This is a genomic window from Flavobacterium sp. Leaf82, from assembly GCF_001422725.1.
In the GTDB taxonomy this organism is placed as follows: domain Bacteria; phylum Bacteroidota; class Bacteroidia; order Flavobacteriales; family Flavobacteriaceae; genus Flavobacterium.
Genome location: NZ_LMMA01000012.1, coordinates 161,679 through 182,173 on the forward strand (window position 1 = coordinate 161,679; position 20,495 = coordinate 182,173).

The 20,495-nt window shown below is 32.3% G+C and carries 20 protein-coding genes and 1 pseudogene; 4 read left to right on the forward strand and 17 right to left on the reverse strand.

The genetic code is table 11. The features are described 5' to 3' along the window. Positions 1–15: 15 nt before the first annotated feature. The 10 genes from ASF10_RS09305 to metG form a co-directional block, all read right to left on the reverse strand. Positions 16–1,491 (reverse strand): hypothetical protein, encoded by a 1,476-nt coding sequence (locus ASF10_RS09305; protein ID WP_056248051.1) that lies wholly within the window; start codon positions 1,489–1,491, stop codon positions 16–18. 216 nt (positions 1,492–1,707) lie between these two features. Next, the gene (locus tag ASF10_RS09310) at positions 1,708–2,844 is read right to left on the reverse strand and encodes an OmpA family protein (protein ID WP_056248054.1); all 1,137 of its coding nucleotides are present in this window, start codon (positions 2,842–2,844) and stop codon (positions 1,708–1,710) included. Between the two features lie 100 nt (positions 2,845–2,944). Next, positions 2,945–3,574, reverse strand: coding sequence for a chloramphenicol acetyltransferase (locus tag ASF10_RS09315; protein WP_056248057.1), 630 nt, complete (start codon positions 3,572–3,574; stop codon positions 2,945–2,947). Then, positions 3,574–4,281: an HAD family hydrolase gene (locus tag ASF10_RS09320; protein ID WP_056248058.1), complete on the reverse strand. Its 708-nt coding sequence runs from the start codon at positions 4,279–4,281 to the stop codon at positions 3,574–3,576. Before ASF10_RS09320 ends, ASF10_RS09315 begins: the two co-directional genes overlap by 1 nt. A gap of 243 nt (positions 4,282–4,524) precedes the next feature. Beyond that, positions 4,525–5,412: a DMT family transporter gene (locus ASF10_RS09325; protein WP_056248060.1), complete on the reverse strand. Its 888-nt coding sequence runs from the start codon at positions 5,410–5,412 to the stop codon at positions 4,525–4,527. Positions 5,413–5,513: 101 nt separating this feature from the next. Next, positions 5,514–6,965 carry a hypothetical protein gene (locus ASF10_RS09330; RefSeq protein WP_131726522.1) on the reverse strand — a complete coding sequence of 484 codons (1,452 nt, stop codon included), beginning with the start codon at positions 6,963–6,965 and terminating at the stop codon, positions 5,514–5,516. A 103-nt stretch (positions 6,966–7,068) separates the two neighbouring features. Continuing rightward, positions 7,069–8,571 carry a hypothetical protein gene (locus ASF10_RS09335; RefSeq protein WP_131726523.1) on the reverse strand — a complete coding sequence of 501 codons (1,503 nt, stop codon included), beginning with the start codon at positions 8,569–8,571 and terminating at the stop codon, positions 7,069–7,071. 383 nt (positions 8,572–8,954) lie between these two features. Further along, positions 8,955–9,230 (reverse strand): hypothetical protein, encoded by a 276-nt coding sequence (locus tag ASF10_RS09340; protein WP_056248068.1) that lies wholly within the window; start codon positions 9,228–9,230, stop codon positions 8,955–8,957. Between the two features lie 265 nt (positions 9,231–9,495). Beyond that, positions 9,496–9,699: a hypothetical protein gene (locus tag ASF10_RS09345; protein WP_131726524.1), complete on the reverse strand. Its 204-nt coding sequence runs from the start codon at positions 9,697–9,699 to the stop codon at positions 9,496–9,498. A 99-nt stretch (positions 9,700–9,798) separates the two neighbouring features. Beyond that, on the reverse strand, positions 9,799–11,856 hold the full coding sequence (gene metG, locus ASF10_RS09350; RefSeq protein WP_056248076.1) for a methionine--tRNA ligase: 2,058 nt from the start codon (positions 11,854–11,856) through the stop codon (positions 9,799–9,801). A gap of 548 nt (positions 11,857–12,404) precedes the next feature. On the opposite strand from metG, the gene ASF10_RS09355 reads away from it, so the two are divergent. Further along, entirely contained in the window at positions 12,405–12,632 is a 228-nt protein-coding gene (locus ASF10_RS09355; RefSeq protein ID WP_056248078.1) for a CDGSH iron-sulfur domain-containing protein, read from the forward strand. 144 nt (positions 12,633–12,776) lie between these two features. Next, on the forward strand, positions 12,777–13,907 hold the full coding sequence (locus ASF10_RS09360) for a DUF664 domain-containing protein (protein WP_056248081.1): 1,131 nt from the start codon (positions 12,777–12,779) through the stop codon (positions 13,905–13,907). A 246-nt stretch (positions 13,908–14,153) separates the two neighbouring features. Here ASF10_RS09360 and ASF10_RS09365 read toward each other — a convergent pair whose 3' ends face one another. From ASF10_RS09365 to ASF10_RS09375, 3 genes are all read right to left on the reverse strand, one after another. Further along, the gene (locus ASF10_RS09365; RefSeq protein ID WP_056248083.1) at positions 14,154–15,056 is read right to left on the reverse strand and encodes a PhzF family phenazine biosynthesis protein; all 903 of its coding nucleotides are present in this window, start codon (positions 15,054–15,056) and stop codon (positions 14,154–14,156) included. Positions 15,057–15,142: 86 nt separating this feature from the next. Continuing rightward, positions 15,143–15,700, reverse strand: coding sequence for a YdeI/OmpD-associated family protein (locus ASF10_RS09370; RefSeq protein ID WP_056248086.1), 558 nt, complete (start codon positions 15,698–15,700; stop codon positions 15,143–15,145). Between the two features lie 11 nt (positions 15,701–15,711). Beyond that, complete coding sequence (locus ASF10_RS09375; protein ID WP_056248088.1) at positions 15,712–16,200, reverse strand: hypothetical protein; 489 nt, start codon at positions 16,198–16,200, stop codon at positions 15,712–15,714. A 126-nt stretch (positions 16,201–16,326) separates the two neighbouring features. Between ASF10_RS09375 and ASF10_RS24325 the strand changes: the two genes are divergently transcribed. Continuing rightward, entirely contained in the window at positions 16,327–16,497 is a 171-nt protein-coding gene (locus ASF10_RS24325) for a hypothetical protein (protein WP_198529577.1), read from the forward strand. A 9-nt stretch (positions 16,498–16,506) separates the two neighbouring features. Here the strand turns inward: ASF10_RS24325 and ASF10_RS09380 are convergent, their stop codons facing one another. From ASF10_RS09380 to tssD (ASF10_RS24700), 4 genes and pseudogenes are all read right to left on the reverse strand, one after another. Next, on the reverse strand, positions 16,507–16,965 hold the full coding sequence (locus ASF10_RS09380; RefSeq protein WP_056248091.1) for a hypothetical protein: 459 nt from the start codon (positions 16,963–16,965) through the stop codon (positions 16,507–16,509). Between the two features lie 307 nt (positions 16,966–17,272). Then, on the reverse strand, positions 17,273–18,007 hold the full coding sequence (locus ASF10_RS09385) for a hypothetical protein (RefSeq protein WP_131726525.1): 735 nt from the start codon (positions 18,005–18,007) through the stop codon (positions 17,273–17,275). 4 nt (positions 18,008–18,011) lie between these two features. After that, positions 18,012–18,953 carry a type VI secretion system tube protein TssD gene (tssD, locus tag ASF10_RS09390; RefSeq protein ID WP_206743361.1) on the reverse strand — a complete coding sequence of 314 codons (942 nt, stop codon included), beginning with the start codon at positions 18,951–18,953 and terminating at the stop codon, positions 18,012–18,014. Between the two features lie 48 nt (positions 18,954–19,001). Continuing rightward, positions 19,002–19,256: pseudogene (gene tssD / locus ASF10_RS24700) on the reverse strand (type VI secretion system tube protein TssD); the annotation flags it as partial. Positions 19,257–19,649: 393 nt separating this feature from the next. On the opposite strand from tssD (ASF10_RS24700), the gene ASF10_RS09395 reads away from it, so the two are divergent. Beyond that, positions 19,650–20,192 carry a DUF4375 domain-containing protein gene (locus tag ASF10_RS09395; RefSeq protein ID WP_056248097.1) on the forward strand — a complete coding sequence of 181 codons (543 nt, stop codon included), beginning with the start codon at positions 19,650–19,652 and terminating at the stop codon, positions 20,190–20,192. Positions 20,193–20,495 lie beyond the last annotated feature (303 nt).

Here is a 20,495-nt window from a genome sequence, read left to right on the forward strand (position 1 = left end):
TAATTTTCAATAATATTAACGAGATTTAATGGTACCAAAAGAGGCTGGTTTTGAAAATTGGGATTTATTCATAATCGGATTTCCGTTATCTTCTCTTATTAAACCATCTGTAAATTTGCGTATTATATATTCTCTCGAAGCCGTGTCATAATAGCTCAGGATATAGTACTCTTTTAATTTTAGAATGTTTTGCAGCGACACATTTTTAGTAATGCTCAAAAAATACGAGATATTATCAATTGCAAGTGGTTCTTGTTGATTGTTGTTTATGAATTCATATTTAGAATTTAGCGTCGAATCAAAGAAAACCATTTTAGTTTGTGTGTAATTCTGGAATGCAGGATTATCAAAATCCTGAAAAGTCATATAATCACGAGGCGGATAAAATGTATCCGTATAAATATGTTCTACAAAACCGCCAAATGTTACATAAATAGCATTGTTATTTTCTAAAACAGAAACTCCGGCGCTTAAAGGTGATAAACGTTGTAGAAATTTGGAAACTGTTTTTAATTTCTGAGGTTTCTCGTTGTTGATCTGAAGAAACATTAAAGAGTTTGTAAAAGGTACAGTGTCATTTTTTGAGATTGAAGCACTTTTGATTGTTTTTCCGGAATCGAAATCTTTTATATCAAATAGCAATTCTTCTTTATTAGCATTGATTTGATATAGTTTGTTCTTGCTATAAAAAGAATTTGAGGTTTTAGAGTCATTCTTTAAAGCAGGCTGATCAAAGTTTTTCTCTGTTACTGTTGTTGTTTCAAGGTTAAGATCAAATACCTGTGTTTTTTTTTGATTATAGTCAAAAGTCAAAAGCAGATGTTTGTCGAGCACATACAATTTAATCAGTTTCGCGCTTTTGTCTAAAGTATTAAAATCATTTGTCTCTATTTTCTGGATTGGAAAATAGCGAATAAGTGCACTAAAGCTAAGATTTTGACCTATGACATTTTGAAAAGAAAAAGCTGAGAAATCGAACATCTTTATTTCGCATTTTCCATTATTAAATTCATAGAGAAGAAGATGCTGTTGGTTTTTTTCTTTTGCAATAACGTAGAATGAATTATCTTTTTGAAACGTAGTCATAAGATATTCGATATTGTCCGGAAAATCAAAATTTAAAGGCTTAGAAGTTTTTGTTCCCAGATAATATTTTATGATACGAAAGTTTCTTAAGTTTTTTGACCCCCAGTAAAGCGTAGGGTTTCCATCTTCGCTGATGCTGTGCCCAATCAAGGTTCTTTTATCTACATATTTTACAGTATCAGTAAACTGATTGGTAAGAAAAAGGGATTTATTATACTTTAAAATGTTGATGTTTTTATCATCAGCTGCAAAAACGTAAACATCATGAGTTTTAACATCCTCAACATTTAGAGCCTGACCATTTTCTAAAGGATTGTTCAGGTTTAAAGGATATGAATTCAATACCGTTTGACTTAACAGTACTGATTTGTATAGTAGAAGAAATAAGAGTAATAATTTTTTCATGTTTATTTTATCGACAATAATCATTCCAAATTTTATGCTCTTTATTGCTATATCTTAATAGGCAGTTTATAAAACAATTTCAATTAAGCGTTGATAATCAAATTGTTGTTTTGTTTTACTAAAAAAAGAGCTTTCTATATTTGATTTACCTTAAAGGTATAAAAAAAGTCCTGAAGAATATTTTCTTCAGGACTAGATTTTTTAATAAGGCTTAGATTATTTTACTCTAAAAGTAACTCTTCTTGCCAATCTTCTAGCTTCTTCTGAGTCTTTTTGAATAGATGTATCAGCTCCGCCAGCAACAACGTTTAATCTTGAAGAAGCAATACCTGCTTTTTCGAAAATTGTTTTAACGTTATTCGCTCTTGTGTTTGATAATTTCTCATTGTACTCTGATTTACCAACCTGATCAGCATAACCAATAATGTCAATAGAAGCAGATGGGTTTTTTCTTAAATAAGTTAACATCACATCAATTGCTGCAGTAGAATTTTCGATTGGAGTCGATTTGTTAAAGTCAAAATAAACGCTGTAATACTTGTCGTTAATCATTTCCTTAACAATGTCTTTATCGCTAACAGCTGGAGCGCTGATTTGTTTTTCGATAATTACTTGTTTTTCCGGAGCATTTTTAACTAACGCTTCAAGCTCTGCAATTTTGTTTTCTAAAACAGAAGAGTCGAAATCTTGTGAAACCACAACCCAGTCAGCATGTTTTGTGTTTTTTCCTAGATAAACATTCAAACCAACTGTACCGTTGAAAAGAATACCTGTAAAACCTCTTGAGTCTCCTGTAGTTGCGCCATCGAATGTCGCGTTTTGAGAAGCATTAAGAATAGTAGTAAAATCACCTGTTAGAGCAAGTCTGTCAGTTAATCTAACCTGACCTGTTACACCAGCAATAAAATTGCCCATTCTGTCTTTTACATGTAAATCTTTGTTCTCGAACTGAGCCAATCCAAAACCTGCATGACCTAATAAACCAATCGTTTTAGTCCAGGTTTCAAAATTCATGATTCTTCCTAAGTTAGCCACTCCTTGCAAATCTACTCTGTAGTATTTTGAATCAAAGTCTATAGAATTGTTTTTTCCTGTAAAACTGTTGTATCCAAAATCAGCCTTCAAACCAAATTTGTTGTTTAGCATGTACCTAACTCCAAGGTCTCCAACATAAAAACTTGGGGTTGAAGTATAATAACCTGCTGTCATAGGACGTTGAGGTTTATTAACACCGCCTGCTACTTCGATCGACCATTTATTGTAGTCACTTCCCGTGTTTTTTTGTGTTTCTGTTTGTGCCTGAAGGTTCGTTAAACCCAGCGAAAACGCTAGAACAATTACAATTTTTTTCATTGTTATTTGAGATTTTAAATTTTCCCCAAATCAACAATTATTCGTAAGAATTATTCTCCAATAAAAGCCATAAGAACAACACAATAAGGTTAAAGAATTTTTAGCTATTCATTAATTCCTGAAACGTATCTACAAATTGACCCATATGCAAACCATCCATCAAGCCATGATGCACATGAACAGACATCGCGATGGTTCGTATACCGTTGTCTGAAGTGATCATTTTGCCAAAAGAAATTTTAGGGCAACTGTCTGGAAACGTGTAACTGCGAGCGTGAGAAAGCGCAGTAAAATTCAACCACGGAATTGCCGAGAAATGAATGACATTGTCATCATCAAACGATCGTGTAAAAAGTCCTGTTGTGTTTTGAATACGTTCAATTTCGGCCAAAGCATTTTGTTCGAAGATTTTAAAATCAGGATTGTATTCTATTAATGAAAACCCAAAAGTACCATCTTCACGACCAATTGTTGCTGATGCATCGACACGATCATTAATATAGATGTTGTCATTTGCAATTCGATATCTAAAATTCTCGATTGAATTTACGGCAACCAATGTTTTGTGTAAATAATAAATAAAGAAAGAAGCTTTGAGACTTTTTGCCGTTTGATACGCTTTTGTACAATCAATTTGAACGGTTGCACCAAAAAAAGGCTCTTCCATTTGTCTAAAATGCTGAAAATGTTCTTTTCTGTTCCAGTTTTCTAAATCTAAAAGTGTTTTCATTATGATAAATTCTCAAGTACTTCGATGATTTTTTCGAATGAACTAAAATGTTCATGCTCTACTTTATGACTAATTTTTTCGTGTTCCCAAGTGGTATGAAACGGAATATGAACGGCGTAACCTCCAATTCCTAAAACCGGCAATACATCAGATTTTAAAGAGTTTCCGATCATCAGGAATTCATTAGCCTGAATTTCTAAACGCCCTAATAGTTTTTCATAATCAATTTCCTGTTTGTCTGACATTACTTCGATATGATGAAAATAATGCCCCAAACCAGAACGGTGCAGTTTGCTGTGTTGGTCTTTTAGGTCACCTTTTGTAGCAACAACCAATTTGTATTTTCCGTGTAAAGCTTGCAAAGTTTCTTCGACTCCGTCCAGAAGCTCGATTGGTTTCTCGAGTAATTCTTTTCCGTATTGAATGATTTTTGCAATCGCCTCAATTGGGATTGTATTGTTCGAAATATTCATCGCAGCTTCGATCATCGAAAGAATGTAACCTTTGATTCCGTAACCGTATAAAGGTAAATTTGCAATTTCGATTTTAAATAATTCCTGCGAAATACCCTGATGCGAAAGATAATCTTCCATTAAAGCACAAAATTTATGCTCGGTTTCTTCAAAGTAAGGTTCGTTTACAAATAAAGTATCATCAGCATCAAATGCGATTACTTTTAAATTTGGTATTTTGTTTTTATGTAACATAGAAAAATTGTTTCAAGTTTTTTTGTTTCAGGTTTCAGGTATTTTTTGCCACGAATTAAATTATTTTTTTGCCACGAATTACACCAATTTGCACTAATTTTTTAGCCACTAATTCACGAATTATTTAAAAAAGAATATGCATAAATCTACAGAATCTGCGTGAAACTTTTTCCGCAACAAATTGAAAACCAATCTGCGTAAATCCATCTAAACCCGTATCATCCGCGGGCCAAATTCTCAATCCTAATTCTTAGCAAACAATCCCTTCAAAGAAATAGTCTTATCATAAAACGTAATCCTGATTCCGAATAGCAAAATGATTCCGCCAAAAACCATTTGTAAAGTTATTTGTTCTTCTAAAAACAACCAAGCTAATATAGAAGTAATTACCGCCTGACTTAATAAACTTAGTGAAACCCTCGTTGCGCGCATGTGTTGAGTGGCATAACTGATAGAAAGCCACGCACACAATTGACAAATTACAGCCTGAAGAATCAATACAAACCAACCAGTGTCTGAAAATCCTGTAAAAGGCTGATTTAAACAATAACAAAGTATTCCCAGATATATTGTCGAAGCAAATAAACTAATGGTCATAAAAGAAAGAACATCAACATCTGAAAGGACATTTTTGCTCACCAAAAGATAAATCGAATATAGAATTCCGGATAAAACCGCAAATAGAAAAGCCTGATCAAAATTCAGCTCCAGAAAAAAGCTAAAACCAACCAAAGTAATCATTCCCAATAATGAAACTACGGTTCCAATCCAGAAATTGGTTGCCGGTCTTACTTTCAAAAAGAAAAAAGAACCAAGTCCAACCCAAAGCGGAGACAAATTTGTAAGCAACGAAGCCTGAGTCGCGCTTGAATCCTGAATGGCAATATTCCAAACCGCAACATCAGATGAGAATAAAATACCGCAAAGTACTGCCAATAACACAAATTTTGTCTTTGGGAGTTTAAAGTTTTTGGTTAAAAGAACATAAGGCAAAAGCAAAATCACAGCAAAAGCCATGCGATAAAAAGCCGAAATTAATCCGGGAGCTAACTTAAGTTTTACCAATATAGGAAAGATCGAAATACAAAGTATTCCGCAGATTAAGGCTAATCGTGGTTTGGTGATTTTCATTTACTGAGTTTTGAAACTAATAGAATGTTTTTCTTATTTCTAAGAAGTGGTAATTTTAGATAAAAAATCCCGGATTTAAGCCCGGGAATTGTTAATGTTTTTTAATCGTTGAATTTTCTAATGATATATTCTTTCGTTTTATTGTCGTAATATCCTAGATAATAGTCGTTTATTTTAAATAATATCTGAGAGGAGACATCATTGTTTTTATCAAAGAAAGTTCTGATTTTATCAAATGCCAAAGGTTGCAAATCGCCTTTGATATGATTTCCTTGTTTGTCAAAAATACCCTCGATTTTAACCACTTTTCTATTAGAGTAAGAATTAAAGCTTTCCATTGTTGGATTAAAAACCGTAGCAGCGACTAAAGCTCCAATTAGCCCAAACTGACTTGTTATTCCTGCTTGAACACCAGATTGTTGAACAGCAGAAGCGCCTCCAAAAGTGATTAGCGTATTTTCGCCAATATGATAGCAGGAAATACCGATGTGTAGATTGTTTATTTTTCGAAGAAATTGTGAACTGGTTTCTAACGTTCTTTTACCTCCAAAATCTCCGCCTTCCTGATAAATCTCTGAATTTTTAAATTCAATTGGAGTGTCAGACGTTGTGGTGTATTCCTTTATTACATTGCCTTCTAAATCATTTATAGTGAAATAAAACTCGTCAGATGAAGTTTTTATCTGATACAATTTGTTGTCAATCAAAAAAGAATTTGAGCTGATCTTTTTTTGAAATCCTGCACTGCTTAATTTTGAAATAGAAGTTGATTTTATAATTTTTTCAGAAACTGTAAATTTCTCCAGATCAATAATAATCAATTGCGTAAAATCTACATTTAAGTCAATAGTTATTACAAGCTGTTTTTTGTCAAAATAACATTTACGCAGGCTTGCAGCATCAGTTAACGAAGTTGGATTATTTACATTGATATTTTCTATAGAAAAGGGAGCTTCATACGGAAGTAAATTTTGTTCTAAAACACCATATAAATCTGATTTGACATAATTTGATTTAAAGAAATGAAATCCTTCCAGAGAAATTATTTTCTCTTTATAATCACCATTTTTATCAAAAACATGAAGTTTAAAATTATTGCTTTTTTTGACAACACTTAAAATATAAAAATTATCATTTTCGCTAAACTCCTGTAAAACTTTTTCGTTTTTTAAAACCAAAGTATATTGTTTTGTAACTACTTTTTTAGAATTAAAATCAAATAATTGAGTAATAATATCTTGTCTATCATTAGACGACCAAAATAATCTTGTATTGTCATTATTGATATTATAGCCTATCATGGTGTCATAAGTCTTTGTACTTGGTCTTTCTGTAGAAATACTATCAACAATTTGCATGTTCTGGTTAAGCTGAATCGCTTTTACCTTTATTTTGTCGCTAACAAATAAAGTAACATCTTTTCTATCATTATTTACAACCTGAAAAATGTCACGGTTCTTTTTTAATTCAACAGGCGTAGAGCTTACAATATCCTGCGAAAAAGACAATAAACTATTTAGAAATAAAGAGGCAAGGAGTATTTTTTTTATCATTGGTAAGATTAATTTGGTAATTTTTATTTAAGATTTTCAAAAATATTTTTAAAGTTTAGATTTTAGTAATCGAAGAATTTAAAACTTTCGTTAAACATTGTTATTATTCAGTAAAACTAAAAATTTGATACTTCTTATTTTTCTTGTTGTAGTTTCCTAAGTACAAAGTGCTATTCAGCTTAAAAAGTATTAAATCTTTATAGAGACTTGCAGTAAATATTGAAACACTTTCTTTGATTTCTTCGTTTTCTTCTAAGAAAATTCTAAGCTTATCAAAAGCCGAAGTTTTCATTTCACCATTAAGATGATTAAAATTAGAATCGAACAGACAATTCGTATAAACTACAAATTTATCTTTATACGAAATTAGATTTTCTACGGTATAACATCTTTGATAAGGAACAAAACTCATTCCAGCGCCCATTCCTCCGGCAGACATTCCCATTCCTGGCATTCCGCCGCCTCCGCGGGATATATCTTCAGAACTTCCTATAACAGTATAATAAGCACCATTTAAATTATAACATGATATACTTGGTGAATCACTTATTTTTCTAAGAAACATCTCTGAATTTTTAATAGGTTTTGTGTTGATAATAAAACCATTGTTTTGTAGAAGTAAGCCATTCTTTTGCTGAAAAAAATCAGAATTTTTAAAACCTATTTCCTCATCATGCAAAACTTTATATTCATTAATCTTATTGCCATTTAGATCGCTGATGGTAAAAAACAAAACGAACGAATTAGTTTTTATCTGGAGAATTTTATTGTCAATTAAAAAAGAATTCGATCTAAAGGATATTGCACCATATTCTCCCTTAACTATTTTTTGCTGTTCAATCGATTTAAGATTTGATGTAAAATCCTGAATATTAATTCTTAAAACCTGTGTTGCGTTTGTATTATTATCCATAGTGAAAATAATTTCATCAGGATTATAGGTATAAATTTTATACCTTTTGGAACTCAGCGCTAATGATGGCGGACTGTCATTGGCTATAGTTTGAAAATTAGGCTCGGAAGATTCATCAGTTAAAACAGTATATAAATTTTCTGTATGGTTGAATATATTTTTGAAATCCAGATGAGATAAATCTACTGTTTTTTCGTTTAGATTTCCATCATTATCAGAGATATAAAATTTTAAAATACTTGTGTTTTTTACAATAGTAATCAGGTAAAACCGATTGTTAATCGTAATTTCTTTGACTATTTTTTCCTTTTTTAATTCTAAATGAATTGGTTTTGTTTCGGTTTTTTTAGATGTAAAATTAAAAGATTGCGAGTTAATCTCTTTTCTGTCTTTTGATCCCCAAAAAACAAAGTAATCATTCTTATTTTGAGTAGAACCAATAATTTCTTCATACTTTTTTTCAGGTCTTAACGCTGACAAAGAATCTTTGATCGTAAAAGTCTGATCAAATCTAATTGCTGAAACCTTTTCCTTATCATTCAAAAATAGAATTACTTCTTTTTCTGCTTCGTTAACTACTTGAAAATAATCTCTTTTCTTTTCTAATTTTAAATCAAAATCCTTTACAATATCCTGCGAAAAAGACAATAAACTATTTAGAAATAAAGAGGCAAGGAGTATTTTTTTTATCATTGGTAAAAGGCTTTTACTTTTTTTGGCGAATATCTTATTTTTTTCTTTAGTAAAAAACAAAATATAAAACGCAAATAACCTTCGCTTTAGTCAAATAGAAATATGTTGTGTTTTATTAATAAATACAAGCCGTAAATCCAAGAAATAAAATGTGTCGTTAGACACTAAATGTTGGTAGAAAAAATAGCATTTAAATAGATTTACGCGCCGTAGGTACATAATAGACATCGTTTTGTTGCGTACCTACGGCACGCTAACGAATTTGGAACCTAATTTTCTACCAATATTTAGTGCCTAAAGGCACAATAAATACAAAGATTAAAAATTGAATCTTTGATTTTTATTCTTCAATAAATTAGGATTAAATTTGTTTTTGTGTGGTATTATGCATTCATGATTTTCTTGCAGGCATTGCTAATCTCTCTGTCCGTAAAAGAACCAAGGGCATTTGCCAACAATTTGCTTGTTCTAATCGAACTCACCATTCTAATGCGGAGATCTTGGTCATCGCCCATTTCGGTTAAGAGAATTGTCTCGAAAATTTCAGACAAATACTCCGGTTGATCTCTAAAATCTTCTACAAACCAAAGATCCGAGAGGAATTCTGCCATTGCTGTCATTACAGCTTTTTCTGTGCTTTTTTCATTTTCTGTTTGCATATTAGAAAATATTAGATACACGAATACCACGCTTTAGGTGTGCAAAACATTCCAAGGAATAATTTATAGACGGTTTCCCGTTCTTTCACCATGACGTGGTACACGTTTATGTTACTTTAATAAGTATAGGATTTCTCCTTCGAAATGTTTGCAAGACAAACTTACAATTATAAACTCAGCTAAAAAGAAAAAACATGAGAAATTTCTTGTTTTTTTAAGATTTTTAGAAAATCTAAAATATTGGAAGTTTAGCTAAAGAAGACTATTATTTCTTTTTTAGCCATTCACGCATTTCAGAAATCACATCTTCAGTTTTATGAAAATATCCATTTTCAATCTCTATTCGACTATTTGCAATTGCTGTTTCTTGGTTATTAGAAATTTCATAAAGTTCTTTTCCGGAAGAATCAGAGAGATTTTGAGAAGCATTTATAAAATTCAAATCCATAATGTTACTTGATGTAATCAAAATTATAATTATTTATCGAATGTCATCTAAATAAAGAAAGTTATCTGCCAGATATTTTAGGCGGATAACTTTCTCTTATTTATTATTTTATTGAAATAATTAGTTTATCGTTTCACCATTTGGAGCGTCAGTATCAGGATTTACGAATACTAATTTTCCTTCGGCGTTTGTTGTCATTAAGATCATACCTTGGCTTTCAACTCCGCGTAAAGCTCTTGGCGCTAAATTTGCCAGAACTGTAACACGTTTACCAATGATTTCTTCTGGCGAAAAGCTTTCGGCAATTCCGGAAACAATCGTACGAACGTCAATTCCGGTATCGATTTTAAGAACCAGAAGTTTGTTTGCTTTTGGCATTTTTTCGGCTTCAATAATAGTTCCTACGCGTAAATCCATTTTAGCAAAATCCTCATATTGAATCAATTCTTTTTGAGGTTCCGGTTGTTTGCTTTCGGCAAGATTAGCGGTTTTTGTAGCTTCCAATTTATCTATTTGTTTTTGTATTTCTTCGTCTTCGATTTTTGCGAATAATAATTCAGCTTCACCAATTTGGTGCCCTTCCGGAATCAATTCTGAATTTTCGGCAACATCATTCCAATTCAATTTACCTTCATTTTTCAGGATTCTTGACAATTTAGCCGCAGTAAACGGCAAGAATGGTTCAGCCAAAATGCTCAACGCAGCAGCAATTTGCAATGCCACATACATTTGAGTTTTTACACGCTCCGGATTGTCTTTCATCACTTTCCAAGGCTCTTCGTCGGCAAGATATTTATTTCCTAAACGCGCCACATTCATCAATTCGCCAAGTGCTTCACGGAATCTGTAACGCTCAACCGAACTTGAAATCACGGCTGGATACGCTTTTAATTCTGCTAAAGTATTCTCATCAACCTCAGATAATTCATTCGGAGTTGGGATAAATCCCTCGTAATATTTATTGGTTAAAACCACAACACGATTAATAAAATTCCCGAAAATCGCAACCAATTCGTTGTTGTTTCTCGCTTGGAAATCTTTCCATGTAAAATCATTATCCTTAGTTTCTGGAGCGTTTGAAGTCAATGCATAACGCAAAACATCTTGTTTCTCCGGAAATTCTTCTAAATATTCGTGCAACCAAACCGCCCAGTTTTTAGAAGTCGAAAGTTTGTTTCCTTCCAAATTCAAAAACTCATTTGCAGGAACATTGTCCGGCAAAATATAGCTTCCTTCGGCTTTAAGCATCGCTGGGAAAATAATACAGTGAAAAACAATATTGTCTTTACCAATAAAGTGAACCAGTTTCGTGTCTTCATCTTTCCAATATGGTTCCCAATCTTTTCCTTCGCGCAAAGCCCATTCTTTCGTAGATGAAATATACCCGATAGGCGCATCAAACCAAACATATAATTTTTTTCCTTCAGCACCTTCAACCGGAACATCAATTCCCCAATCAAGGTCACGCGTTACTGCACGAGGTTCAAGTCCGCCATCAACCCAGGATTTAACTTGTCCGTAAACATTAGGTTTCCAGTCGTTTTTATGTCCAACAAGAATCCATTCTGTCAAAAATTCAGTATAACGATCAAGAGGTAAAAACCAGTGTTTTGTAGCTTTCAAAACAGGAGTTTCTCCTGTAATTGTCGATTTCGGGTTGATCAAATCGGTAGCATTCAAAGTCGATCCGCAATTTTCGCATTGATCGCCATAAGCTCCGTCATTACCGCATCTTGGGCAAGTTCCCACCACAAAACGGTCTGCTAAAAACTGATTTGCTTTTGCATCATACAATTGCTCGGTAACTTCTTCAATAAAATCACCTTTATCATACAACGTTCTAAAGAATTCCTGAGCCGTATCATGATGAATTTTAGCCGAAGTTCGAGAATAATTATCAAACGAAATCCCAAAATCAGCAAATGATTTTCTAATAATTCCGTCATATTTATCAATAACTTCTTGTGGTGTAATTCCTTCTTTTTTGGCTTTCATCGAAATCGCAACGCCATGTTCATCGCTTCCGCAAATAAACGCAACATCTTTTCCTTGCAAACGTAAATATCTCGAATAAATATCTGCAGGCACGTAAACCCCCGCCAAATGCCCAATATGAATAGGTCCGTTGGTGTAAGGCAAAGCCGCCGTAATAGTATATCTCTTTGGATTTTGTATCATAACTCAATTTTATTGAGTGCAAAAATAAGCAATAGAATTGAGATTTTGTTATTGCACGGAGATTCGCAAAGAAAAAGCACCGAGTTTTTATTTTAAAGAATGTGAATTAATCTCGCAAAGGCGCAGAGTCGCAAAGTTTTTTCTCATTGTTTGTCATTGCGAGGAACGAAGCAACAACACTAGAAACTCGACAAAGCTTTGATTTTTCGTAGTGGTTTTTTTAGGAGCTAATCCCGCTATCCGTTCCAATCTTTTACTTTTTAAAGAAAAAAGTAAAAGGATTTCCACTTCTATCGGGGCTAAAAAATACGCGGTTTGTCAGGCTGAGCGAAGTCGAAGCCACATATGCTAAATCACTTTGCGGGACTTCGACTTCGCTCAGTCTGACAAGTTTGTGTATAATAATCACAGTACAAAAACTTTGCGTCTCTGCGACTTTGCGAGATTATTTCAATCCATAAAATAGAACCAGTTTAAACTAGCCCTTCACCTAAAATCTTCAAAAAATATTTCGCAATCTTTGCCCTGAAAAAAAACAAAAACAAGTTATGAGCAAGACAAAATTAATCATCAATAAAAACGGATCTATCAAAATCGAAGGCGATTTTGAAATCATGGATTCAGAAGGAACAGTTTACGGATTACAAGGAAGAGCAGCATTAGGACTTTGTCGTTGCGGATTATCTGCAAACAAACCTTTTTGCGATGGAGGACACCGTAATAACTTCGAACATGATTCTATCGCATTCGATTTGCCACCAATGAAAACAAACTAAGAAATCTTAATTTTCTGGTTACAATATAAAAGCTGCATTATGCAGCTTTTTTTTGGTTTGATTTTTTAGAATAATTTCAGATTATGATAAGTTATTTCCTTAAAAAAGTATATTATATTTACGAAAATTTTAAAAAACCAGAGAATGAAAAAAATAACGTTACTACTATTATTTTTAAGCTTATTGTCGGCAAAAGCACAAACACAAAAAGTTATTTCCGGCCAGTGGATGGCTTTTCGTCAAACAATAGACATTCAGACTCCGGTAAAGAAAAAATTTAAAGTAATTGCTTCAGCAAAAGTAGAATCTAATGACCCAAAAGCCTGGGCAGGAGTTTTTGCACGCGTATTTAATAAAGATGAGGAAGCAGGTTTTGCTGATAATATGTACGACAGACCAATAAAGTCTAAAGAATGGCAATCTTATACTGTCGAAGGAACGATTGATGAAAATAGTAAAACGTTAGTTTTTGGAGGAGTTTGTGAGCTAAACGGAAAGTTTTATTTTGATAAATTTCAATTATTTATCGAAAATTCAAAAGGTGTTTTTGAGCCTGTAACCATTTTAAATTCAAGTTTTGAAACGCTTGCAACCAACACAGATATTCCAAAATGGAATTTGGGCAATGCGAAACAAAAAAATGTTAAGGTTAAGGAGTTTAAGATTTCTTCGGATAAATCAAGCGTCGATGGCAAATATTCATTATTATTGGAAGGAAGTGGAATACTAGTAAAAGAAACCGGAAAAATAGGAAACGTTGAAGGCGCTTCACCAAAAATTGCCGACATGATTTCGATGCTCGAAGACCTTAAAGATCGTGTTGAGGAAACGGTTAAAAATATGGATCAGTATGAAATTGATTATTTGCATGATCAGGAAGCAAATAGAATTGGTTCACTTGTAATGCATTTGGCTGCAGCCGAAAAATACTATCAGGTTCTTACTTTTGAAAATAGAGAATTTAACGAAGAAGAAAAGAAAAAATGGCAGACGGCTTTGAATCTCGATCAAGGCGCGCGCAATGAATTTAAAGGACACGATATTCAATATTATCTTGATATTTATAATGAAGTAAGAGCTAAAACGATATCAGAATTAAAGAAAAGAGATGATGCATGGTTTGTTCAAATTCAAACGAAATATGATATGAGCAATCAATATTGCTGGTTTCATGTTATGGAACATCAATCTAGTCATTTAGGACAAATTTTGTTTTTAAAGAAACGTATTCCGCCAGAACAAATGAAAACATTACCACAGGAAATAAAGAAATAAAGAATATAAAAAAAGCTGCATCATGCAGCTTTTTTTATTTGATATAGTAATCAAAAATTGAATATCTGTAGTTTGTGCCTTTAGGTACTAAATATTGGTAGAAATTAATTCGCGATATGTTGGCGTGCCGTAGGTACGCAACAAAATGATAACTATTGCGTACCTACGGCACGCTAAATTTATTCCTATTCCTGTTTTTCTACCAATATTTAGTACCTAGAGGCACATTTCAACTCTTCATAGACATTATATATAAAGTTCTCCTTTCATGGTTATAACGGCAGAACCGCCAACCAAAATATCATTTTCTCTGGACATAACTTCGATCAACGAAGGCTGATTTAGTTTTACGCCTTGCAGAATTTTATATTCGGTATTGGGTTTTGTGTATTTACTTTGTGTTAAAAAGCCAATTAAAGGTCCGGCGGCTGTTCCGGTTGCGGCATCTTCATTAATACCAATTAACGGATTAAAGAATCTGGCTTCGACTATATTTTCATGTTTAGCATCAAAAATAGTGTAGCAATAATAGCCTTCGAATCCATATTCCTTAGAGATTTCGATCAGGCGTTTGTAGTCAGGAATACAATCATGCAAAAAGCGTCTGTTTTTTACAGGAACCATAAGATGCGCAACTTCCGTTTGAACAATCGTAGGCAAAAGTTCACCAACTGTTAAATCATCAATTGCTAAACCAAGTGCTTTTGCTATTAACGAAGCCGGAATTTCCTGCAATGCCAAAGCCGGTTTTTGATGCATTTGAACCACAGGATATTCTGTAACCGGATCAAAACTTGTTGTTAATGGTATTGGATTATCTTTCATGATTACAAAACGATCGGTTTCGTTTTGGTCGTGAAATATGGAGATTTTTTTGAATAATGCCGCACAAACGGCACCTAATAAGTTGTGTCCGGCGCCATCGACCTCAAAACCTGTTGGTGTAAAAGAACGAACATGAAGCGCTTTTTGTTCTGCCGAATAATAAACAAATGAAGTCTCAGAATAACCAAATTCCTTGGCGATATTATGATAGACTCCCAAATCCAGATTGCCATTAGTAAAAACGACAGACAACGGATTTCCTTTGTAACTTTTATTAGAGAATACATCTAAAACGTAGTATTCTAATGCGATTCTATCTTCCATTATTATTCTTAATTAGATGAAATTTTTTTAATAGAATAAAGTTACTGTTTGTTCTGTTATCTAAGTTATAATCAATCGTTTTTCTTTTACAACATTCGTTTTTGTTCTGCGCTGATGTTTATTGTTTTTTCGAGTCTCGATATTCTTGTTTTTTCTTGTTTTGCCGTCATAATCCAGTGAATCATAACTTTTTTGTACGATGGCGCTTGCGAATTAAAGTATTCCCAAGCTACTTTATTAGCTTTAAATTGTTGTTCGAAAGCCGGATCAAGAACAGATGGTTCTTTTTCGTGTGAATAAATTCCGGATCTTTCCTCAGATCTTAATTCAAATGCTTTCTGACCTTCGGGTTTCATAAGTCCGGCTTTTGTGAGATCTTCGATTTTCTTGATGTTGATCGCGCTCCAAATACTGGATTTCTTTCTGGGTGTAAACCTGATCGAATAACTTTCGTCGTCTATAGATCTTCGAACGCCATCTATCCAGCCAAAACAAAGCGCCTGATCTACAGATTGTGACCACGACATTGATGGTTTTTTGCTGTTCACTTTATAGAAACCTACCAAAAGTTCGGTTTCTGTTTTGTGATGCTTTTCTAACCATTCTCTGAATTGTTCTTGGGTAGGGAAGAAGGTTGGGTTCATTTAGTTAATTTTTATAATTTATTTGCTAATAGACCAAATAAAAAAGCAAAGATTATCAATACAATTAGATAGGATAGAGCGTCTCTTTTTCTCTTAGTTTCTACATAATATTTAAATGAAAACGGAATATTATATTTATTCGAAATAATTTTTAATATTTCATTTGCGAATTCATATGATTTTGTTTGGCTACTTAATTTTGTTTCTTCGATCACGCAAAATCTGAAAAATTCTGTTGCTTCAAACTCTCCCTTTTTTAAATAATAAATTACCGCTTCCTGACTTAAGTTTGATGATCTATGAGAGATATCTTCAATTTCGAATTGAAATTCTTTGATTTCTTGTGGGATAAGAATTGTTTCATTAGAATTTATTTGATAGATTATTTTTTCAGTTAAAGCTATTTTCCAATCTATTTTTTTGTTGGCTAAGTATAAATATTCACATTCTATCTTTTCTTCTGTGATTTCAATTTTGCAATTATTATATGATAACCTCATTTGTTCTTAGTGTTGGTATAATAATATCTCTAAGCTTTTCAGAATCCATTTTGCTTTTTAGTTATAATAAGAATTGTTCTCACTATTAGTTTTATCTTTGTAAACGTAATTAAAGAAAATTATATTATGGCAAAAGGACCTGAAAAAAATACCAAAAACAAGGCTTTGCATACCAAATTGCTAAATAAGAAAAAGGCTAAACTTCAGGAAGAAAAGAGAGAACGTGCATTACGTTTAAAAGCTTTAGTAGCAAAAATGAACGAGAAAAAGAATAGTGACGAATCTGATATTAAATAACATTGTATTCTATTCATCAAGTTCTTTCTGGCAAATGTCTATTTCTCGCTGAATCTCTTTTTCTAGTTTAGAGAGTTCATTCTCTACCCAAAACTGACTTTGAACTGTTGAATATAATTCGTTTTCATTAAGTTTAAATCTCATTGCTCCTTTTATAACAGAGATCATTTCGTTGATTTCAGAAGTTCCGTTTGCAAAATTTGGACTTATTAAATATTTTAAAAGCTCTTTTTCGTATTGTGGTTTATAATATAGAATATGACTAATAATTGGGAAATAGAAGTAAAAATAACTATTGGTATTCGACTGATATTGTATTTTATCGACTTGAGAAACCAGAATATCAGATTCTGAATTTGTAGTTTCCTGATTTAATTTTTTCAGTAATTCGAAAGCAGTTTTTGCGCTCGGGATTATGTTTCCCATTGTTTTTAAAGCCGAAAATGTTTTGTCAAAATCTGAGTTCATTATGGTTTTAAATTTTTTTAAACTTCGAAATTAAAGTAAGATACAAAAGCATAATCTTTAATTTTGTCAAAGATACTTCTACATTTAAATATTTTTAAACAATATTATATCATATTTTAAATTTTGATAGAACAAATTATTCACAATTAAGAATATCAAAAACGGTGTAATTAGCTCTTTATGAAAAAAATACTTGCTAAATGCGTTCCTAAAATCTCAAAAAAAGGTGTGTATTTAAGCTTGTCTATTTTGCTTAGAGCTTCCTATTCTTCTTTAATAAATTATTATATTTTTTAAGTTATCGAGTTTATTTTAATAATCTTTTAAACCATTTACTCTTAACTAAGTTGATTGAATAATTATTTGCAGATTTTTCTTCAGTAATTATAATTTTATTTTTTATTCGTTTAAATTTATTTCCTACCAAGGTAAAGCACTCCAATTTATTGCTGTAGGACCAGTTCGCAAAATCTAAGACGCCATCATTATTGAAATCTCCAAAACAATCAGGCGTAAATGACATTTGTTCATAAAAAAAATATGGTTTTATATTCTTTACATCACTAATATCAAAAAGAATAATAAAATATCTCAAATTAGATGTCGGTATTGTTGAATCCCAAAAAAAGAGTGAAATATAATTTTTTGAATTAAGTGAAAAACTATAACCTGAAGCATAATTTAGTCGCAATGGTTTTTCGTTTTTTAATAATCTTTTTTCATAAAATAAATTATCCACGCAATATTTTTCCTTAAAAAGAAAAAGACTATCTCTAAAAAAGGGAGGATTTGGATTATTGTATGTGAAATTTTTAAATTTTAATTGTTGAGAAGTGCAGATATCCAATAGTAAAAAATCAACTTCTTGTTTGTTCTTTATTTGCTTTCCCTCGGTTAAATTAAATGAATCTTCAAATTGAACGTATTGTATTTCTTTTTTAGATAATTTTTTGTAAATTTTTTGTATTGAGATATTATTACTCTGTGAGTACATAGAAATACTAGTAATAAATAACCCTATGAAAATTATTTTGTTATACATATTCTTACTCTTTTTTAATTTTATAAAATGTATGATAAAAATTTACATTGTCAATTCTATTTGTTTTATTTATGACCCCTGTAGCATTGTTTATATCAGGATTTTTACTAAGTAAACCTTCTGTTCCTGAGCCGCCAACCCATTGATAACAACCATCCGTTGGGTCTTTTATTGTTTCATCAATTGAACCAATAATTGATTTTATAGCATCATTAGCTCTAATGAGAGAATTGATTTCAAGTAAATTTTTTCTTGCCTTACTAAAAGCCTTACTATTAACGTTTCCATCTGTTCCATTAAAATAGCCAGGATACATGTTAATTATCTTTTTTGTTTTTTTATCCTTATGAGTCATCTTTTGTTTGTACATACTTTCATCTGAAGGATATGGCTTATTAGCAGGACCCCAAACACCATGCTTTCTTAAATTTTTTATAGCATGAGCATAATAATCAGTAAAAAAACCGCCACCTTCACCATAAACCCAATGTGCTCTATATAATAATTGCTCATTATTAAATTTATATATTTCAGTAAAATAAATTATCTGACCTTTAGATACATCTTTGCCTTTTTGCAATTCTAAAAAGGTTAATTCATTTGTTATGTAAACATCGTCAACAGACCCTATTTTACCTAAATAAAAACCATTTTTTGTATAAAAATGCCCATTTATATTCACAGTAGCATCTTCTTCTTCCTGAGGTCTGTAATAAAAAGGATCGCTGTCCTTTATTTGAGATACTTGCCAATACGTTACAAAATCTTTGAGCGTACCATAATTCTGGATTGCTGGCGAAATGGTTAAAATCGTTTGCATGTTTTCAGAACTCTCAGCATTGAATATTTCTGAAAAATACACGATATAAGCATCATTAAATTTATACTTTTTTGTTGGCATATCTCTTTCTCCTTTGCTGTAAAAATGTATTTCTCCTTTTTCCATTCTTTCCGTTTCCTTATCGACATTTTTTAGCAGGTTGCGCCAGAAGANTGGCATATCTCTTTCTCCTTTGCTGTAAAAATGTATTTCTCCTTTTTCCATTCTTTCCGTTTCCTTATCGACATTTTTTAGCAGGTTGCGCCAGAAGACATCATCATTTTCYTGCGACGCAAAACATAAAGTAAGCAAACCTCCATTAATTTCGCTGGTTGGTGAGCCATTCCAGGATATRTGTCTCGAATAATTTGTGCTTGTCCAGAGTAGTTCTCGTTCTTCTCCCAGAATAAAAAGTTTGGCTGATGTCATAATAATATTTTTTACATTATTGCATTAGCATNTCTCGAATAATTTGTGCTTGTCCAGAGTAGTTCTCGTTCTTCTCCCAGAATAAAAAGTTTGGCTGATGTCATAATAATATTTTTTACATTATTGCATTGCTATAAATTTATTATTAGAATTATAAGCCAATAGCCTCAATAAGCTTTTATACTAACAGGATAGGACTGGTTGATTGCTGTATTGTAGTACTATATAAAAGAACACTTCCCGTTAGGGATAGCAGCGAAAAGCCCACAGCCTGACGAAGGAAGTGCGAGGACTTGCAGCGAATAGCCCGACCGGAGGGAACGCCCAAAAAAATATTATCATTCCTATTATTATTTCGCCGAAATTTGCAAATCAATCTCAAAACAAAACAAAATGGAGGAATTTGGTAGAATAATAGTTTCTGAAACGGCAATGAATAGTGAAAATCTTCAGGATGTGATTCACTCTAATATTTCGGTAATCAATTTAATGCGTGAGGAAGGTGTCGATGATGAATTTATTCACGAAGATGCGTTGATGAGTTACTATCTTGATTATTACTATTCGCAATATGCCGAAGGAAATTTTGCTCAATTTGTCTATAAATCAGGTTGGAATAAAGAACTGAACGAACTTATCGAAGAAGGTCTGGCGTTAATTGGCGCCGAAAAACATCTTGAATTGTTTCAGCAGCAAAGTAAAAAAGTAAAACTAATGAGCAGCGTAAAACTGAATAAATTCGTAAGTGGAAAACTGGAAGGGGTAAACCCAACAAGAGATTTGCTAAACAATGATACTTTCTTTGAACTTGAAGAAAACCTGGTTACGCTAAATGCTAATTTCCTGAAAAATCATCCTGATTTCGAAGTGCTTTCTGTAGATGATATGTTTGCTACTTTAGAGGAATATGTTGAGCATGAGATAAAGAGGGCTTAAATTTTTGCTGGAATCTACTACAGAGTGCACAAAGTTTTTTGATTAATGTCTAGAGAATTTCGCGCAAAGACGCAAAGACGCAAAGTTTTATTTTCTTTGCGTCTTTGCGCGATTAATAAACTCTAGTGAATTATTTTGTTCACCCAGATTTAAGCCGATTTTAAAAAATCATTTTAATCATTCTAATCTGTGGCTTAAAAAAACTTTGCGAACTTCTCCCGACGCTCAGCCTGACAGCTAAAAAACTTAGGGAATCTTTGTGAAGTGTTCGTATTACTTTCTAAAATAACTTTATTAATTTAG

What these genes read in the sequence shown, in the direction of transcription:
- ASF10_RS09370 (WP_056248086.1), bottom strand. Translation starts at nt 15,700, where the DNA reads ATGAACCCAACCTTCTTCCCTACCCAAGAACAATTCAGAGAATGGTTA.
- ASF10_RS09360 (WP_056248081.1), top strand. Translation starts at nt 12,777, where the DNA reads ATGAAAAAAATAACGTTACTACTATTATTTTTAAGCTTATTGTCGGCA.
- ASF10_RS09355 (WP_056248078.1), top strand. Translation starts at nt 12,405, where the DNA reads ATGAGCAAGACAAAATTAATCATCAATAAAAACGGATCTATCAAAATC.
- ASF10_RS24325 (WP_198529577.1), top strand. Translation starts at nt 16,327, where the DNA reads ATGGCAAAAGGACCTGAAAAAAATACCAAAAACAAGGCTTTGCATACC.
- ASF10_RS09315 (WP_056248057.1), bottom strand. Translation starts at nt 3,574, where the DNA reads ATGAAAACACTTTTAGATTTAGAAAACTGGAACAGAAAAGAACATTTT.
- ASF10_RS09310 (WP_056248054.1), bottom strand. Translation starts at nt 2,844, where the DNA reads ATGAAAAAAATTGTAATTGTTCTAGCGTTTTCGCTGGGTTTAACGAAC.
- ASF10_RS09385 (WP_131726525.1), bottom strand. Translation starts at nt 18,007, where the DNA reads ATGTATAACAAAATAATTTTCATAGGGTTATTTATTACTAGTATTTCT.
- ASF10_RS09380 (WP_056248091.1), bottom strand. Translation starts at nt 16,965, where the DNA reads ATGAACTCAGATTTTGACAAAACATTTTCGGCTTTAAAAACAATGGGA.
- ASF10_RS09305 (WP_056248051.1), bottom strand. Translation starts at nt 1,491, where the DNA reads ATGAAAAAATTATTACTCTTATTTCTTCTACTATACAAATCAGTACTG.
- ASF10_RS09330 (WP_131726522.1), bottom strand. Translation starts at nt 6,965, where the DNA reads ATGATAAAAAAAATACTCCTTGCCTCTTTATTTCTAAATAGTTTATTG.
- ASF10_RS09395 (WP_056248097.1), top strand. Translation starts at nt 19,650, where the DNA reads ATGGAGGAATTTGGTAGAATAATAGTTTCTGAAACGGCAATGAATAGT.
- ASF10_RS09365 (WP_056248083.1), bottom strand. Translation starts at nt 15,056, where the DNA reads ATGGAAGATAGAATCGCATTAGAATACTACGTTTTAGATGTATTCTCT.
- ASF10_RS09340 (WP_056248068.1), bottom strand. Translation starts at nt 9,230, where the DNA reads ATGCAAACAGAAAATGAAAAAAGCACAGAAAAAGCTGTAATGACAGCA.
- ASF10_RS09375 (WP_056248088.1), bottom strand. Translation starts at nt 16,200, where the DNA reads ATGAGGTTATCATATAATAATTGCAAAATTGAAATCACAGAAGAAAAG.
- tssD (WP_206743361.1), bottom strand. Translation starts at nt 18,953, where the DNA reads ATGGAAAAAGGAGAAATACATTTTTACAGCAAAGGAGAAAGAGATATG.
- ASF10_RS09325 (WP_056248060.1), bottom strand. Translation starts at nt 5,412, where the DNA reads ATGAAAATCACCAAACCACGATTAGCCTTAATCTGCGGAATACTTTGT.
- metG (WP_056248076.1), bottom strand. Translation starts at nt 11,856, where the DNA reads ATGATACAAAATCCAAAGAGATATACTATTACGGCGGCTTTGCCTTAC.
- ASF10_RS09335 (WP_131726523.1), bottom strand. Translation starts at nt 8,571, where the DNA reads ATGATAAAAAAAATACTCCTTGCCTCTTTATTTCTAAATAGTTTATTG.
- ASF10_RS09320 (WP_056248058.1), bottom strand. Translation starts at nt 4,281, where the DNA reads ATGTTACATAAAAACAAAATACCAAATTTAAAAGTAATCGCATTTGAT.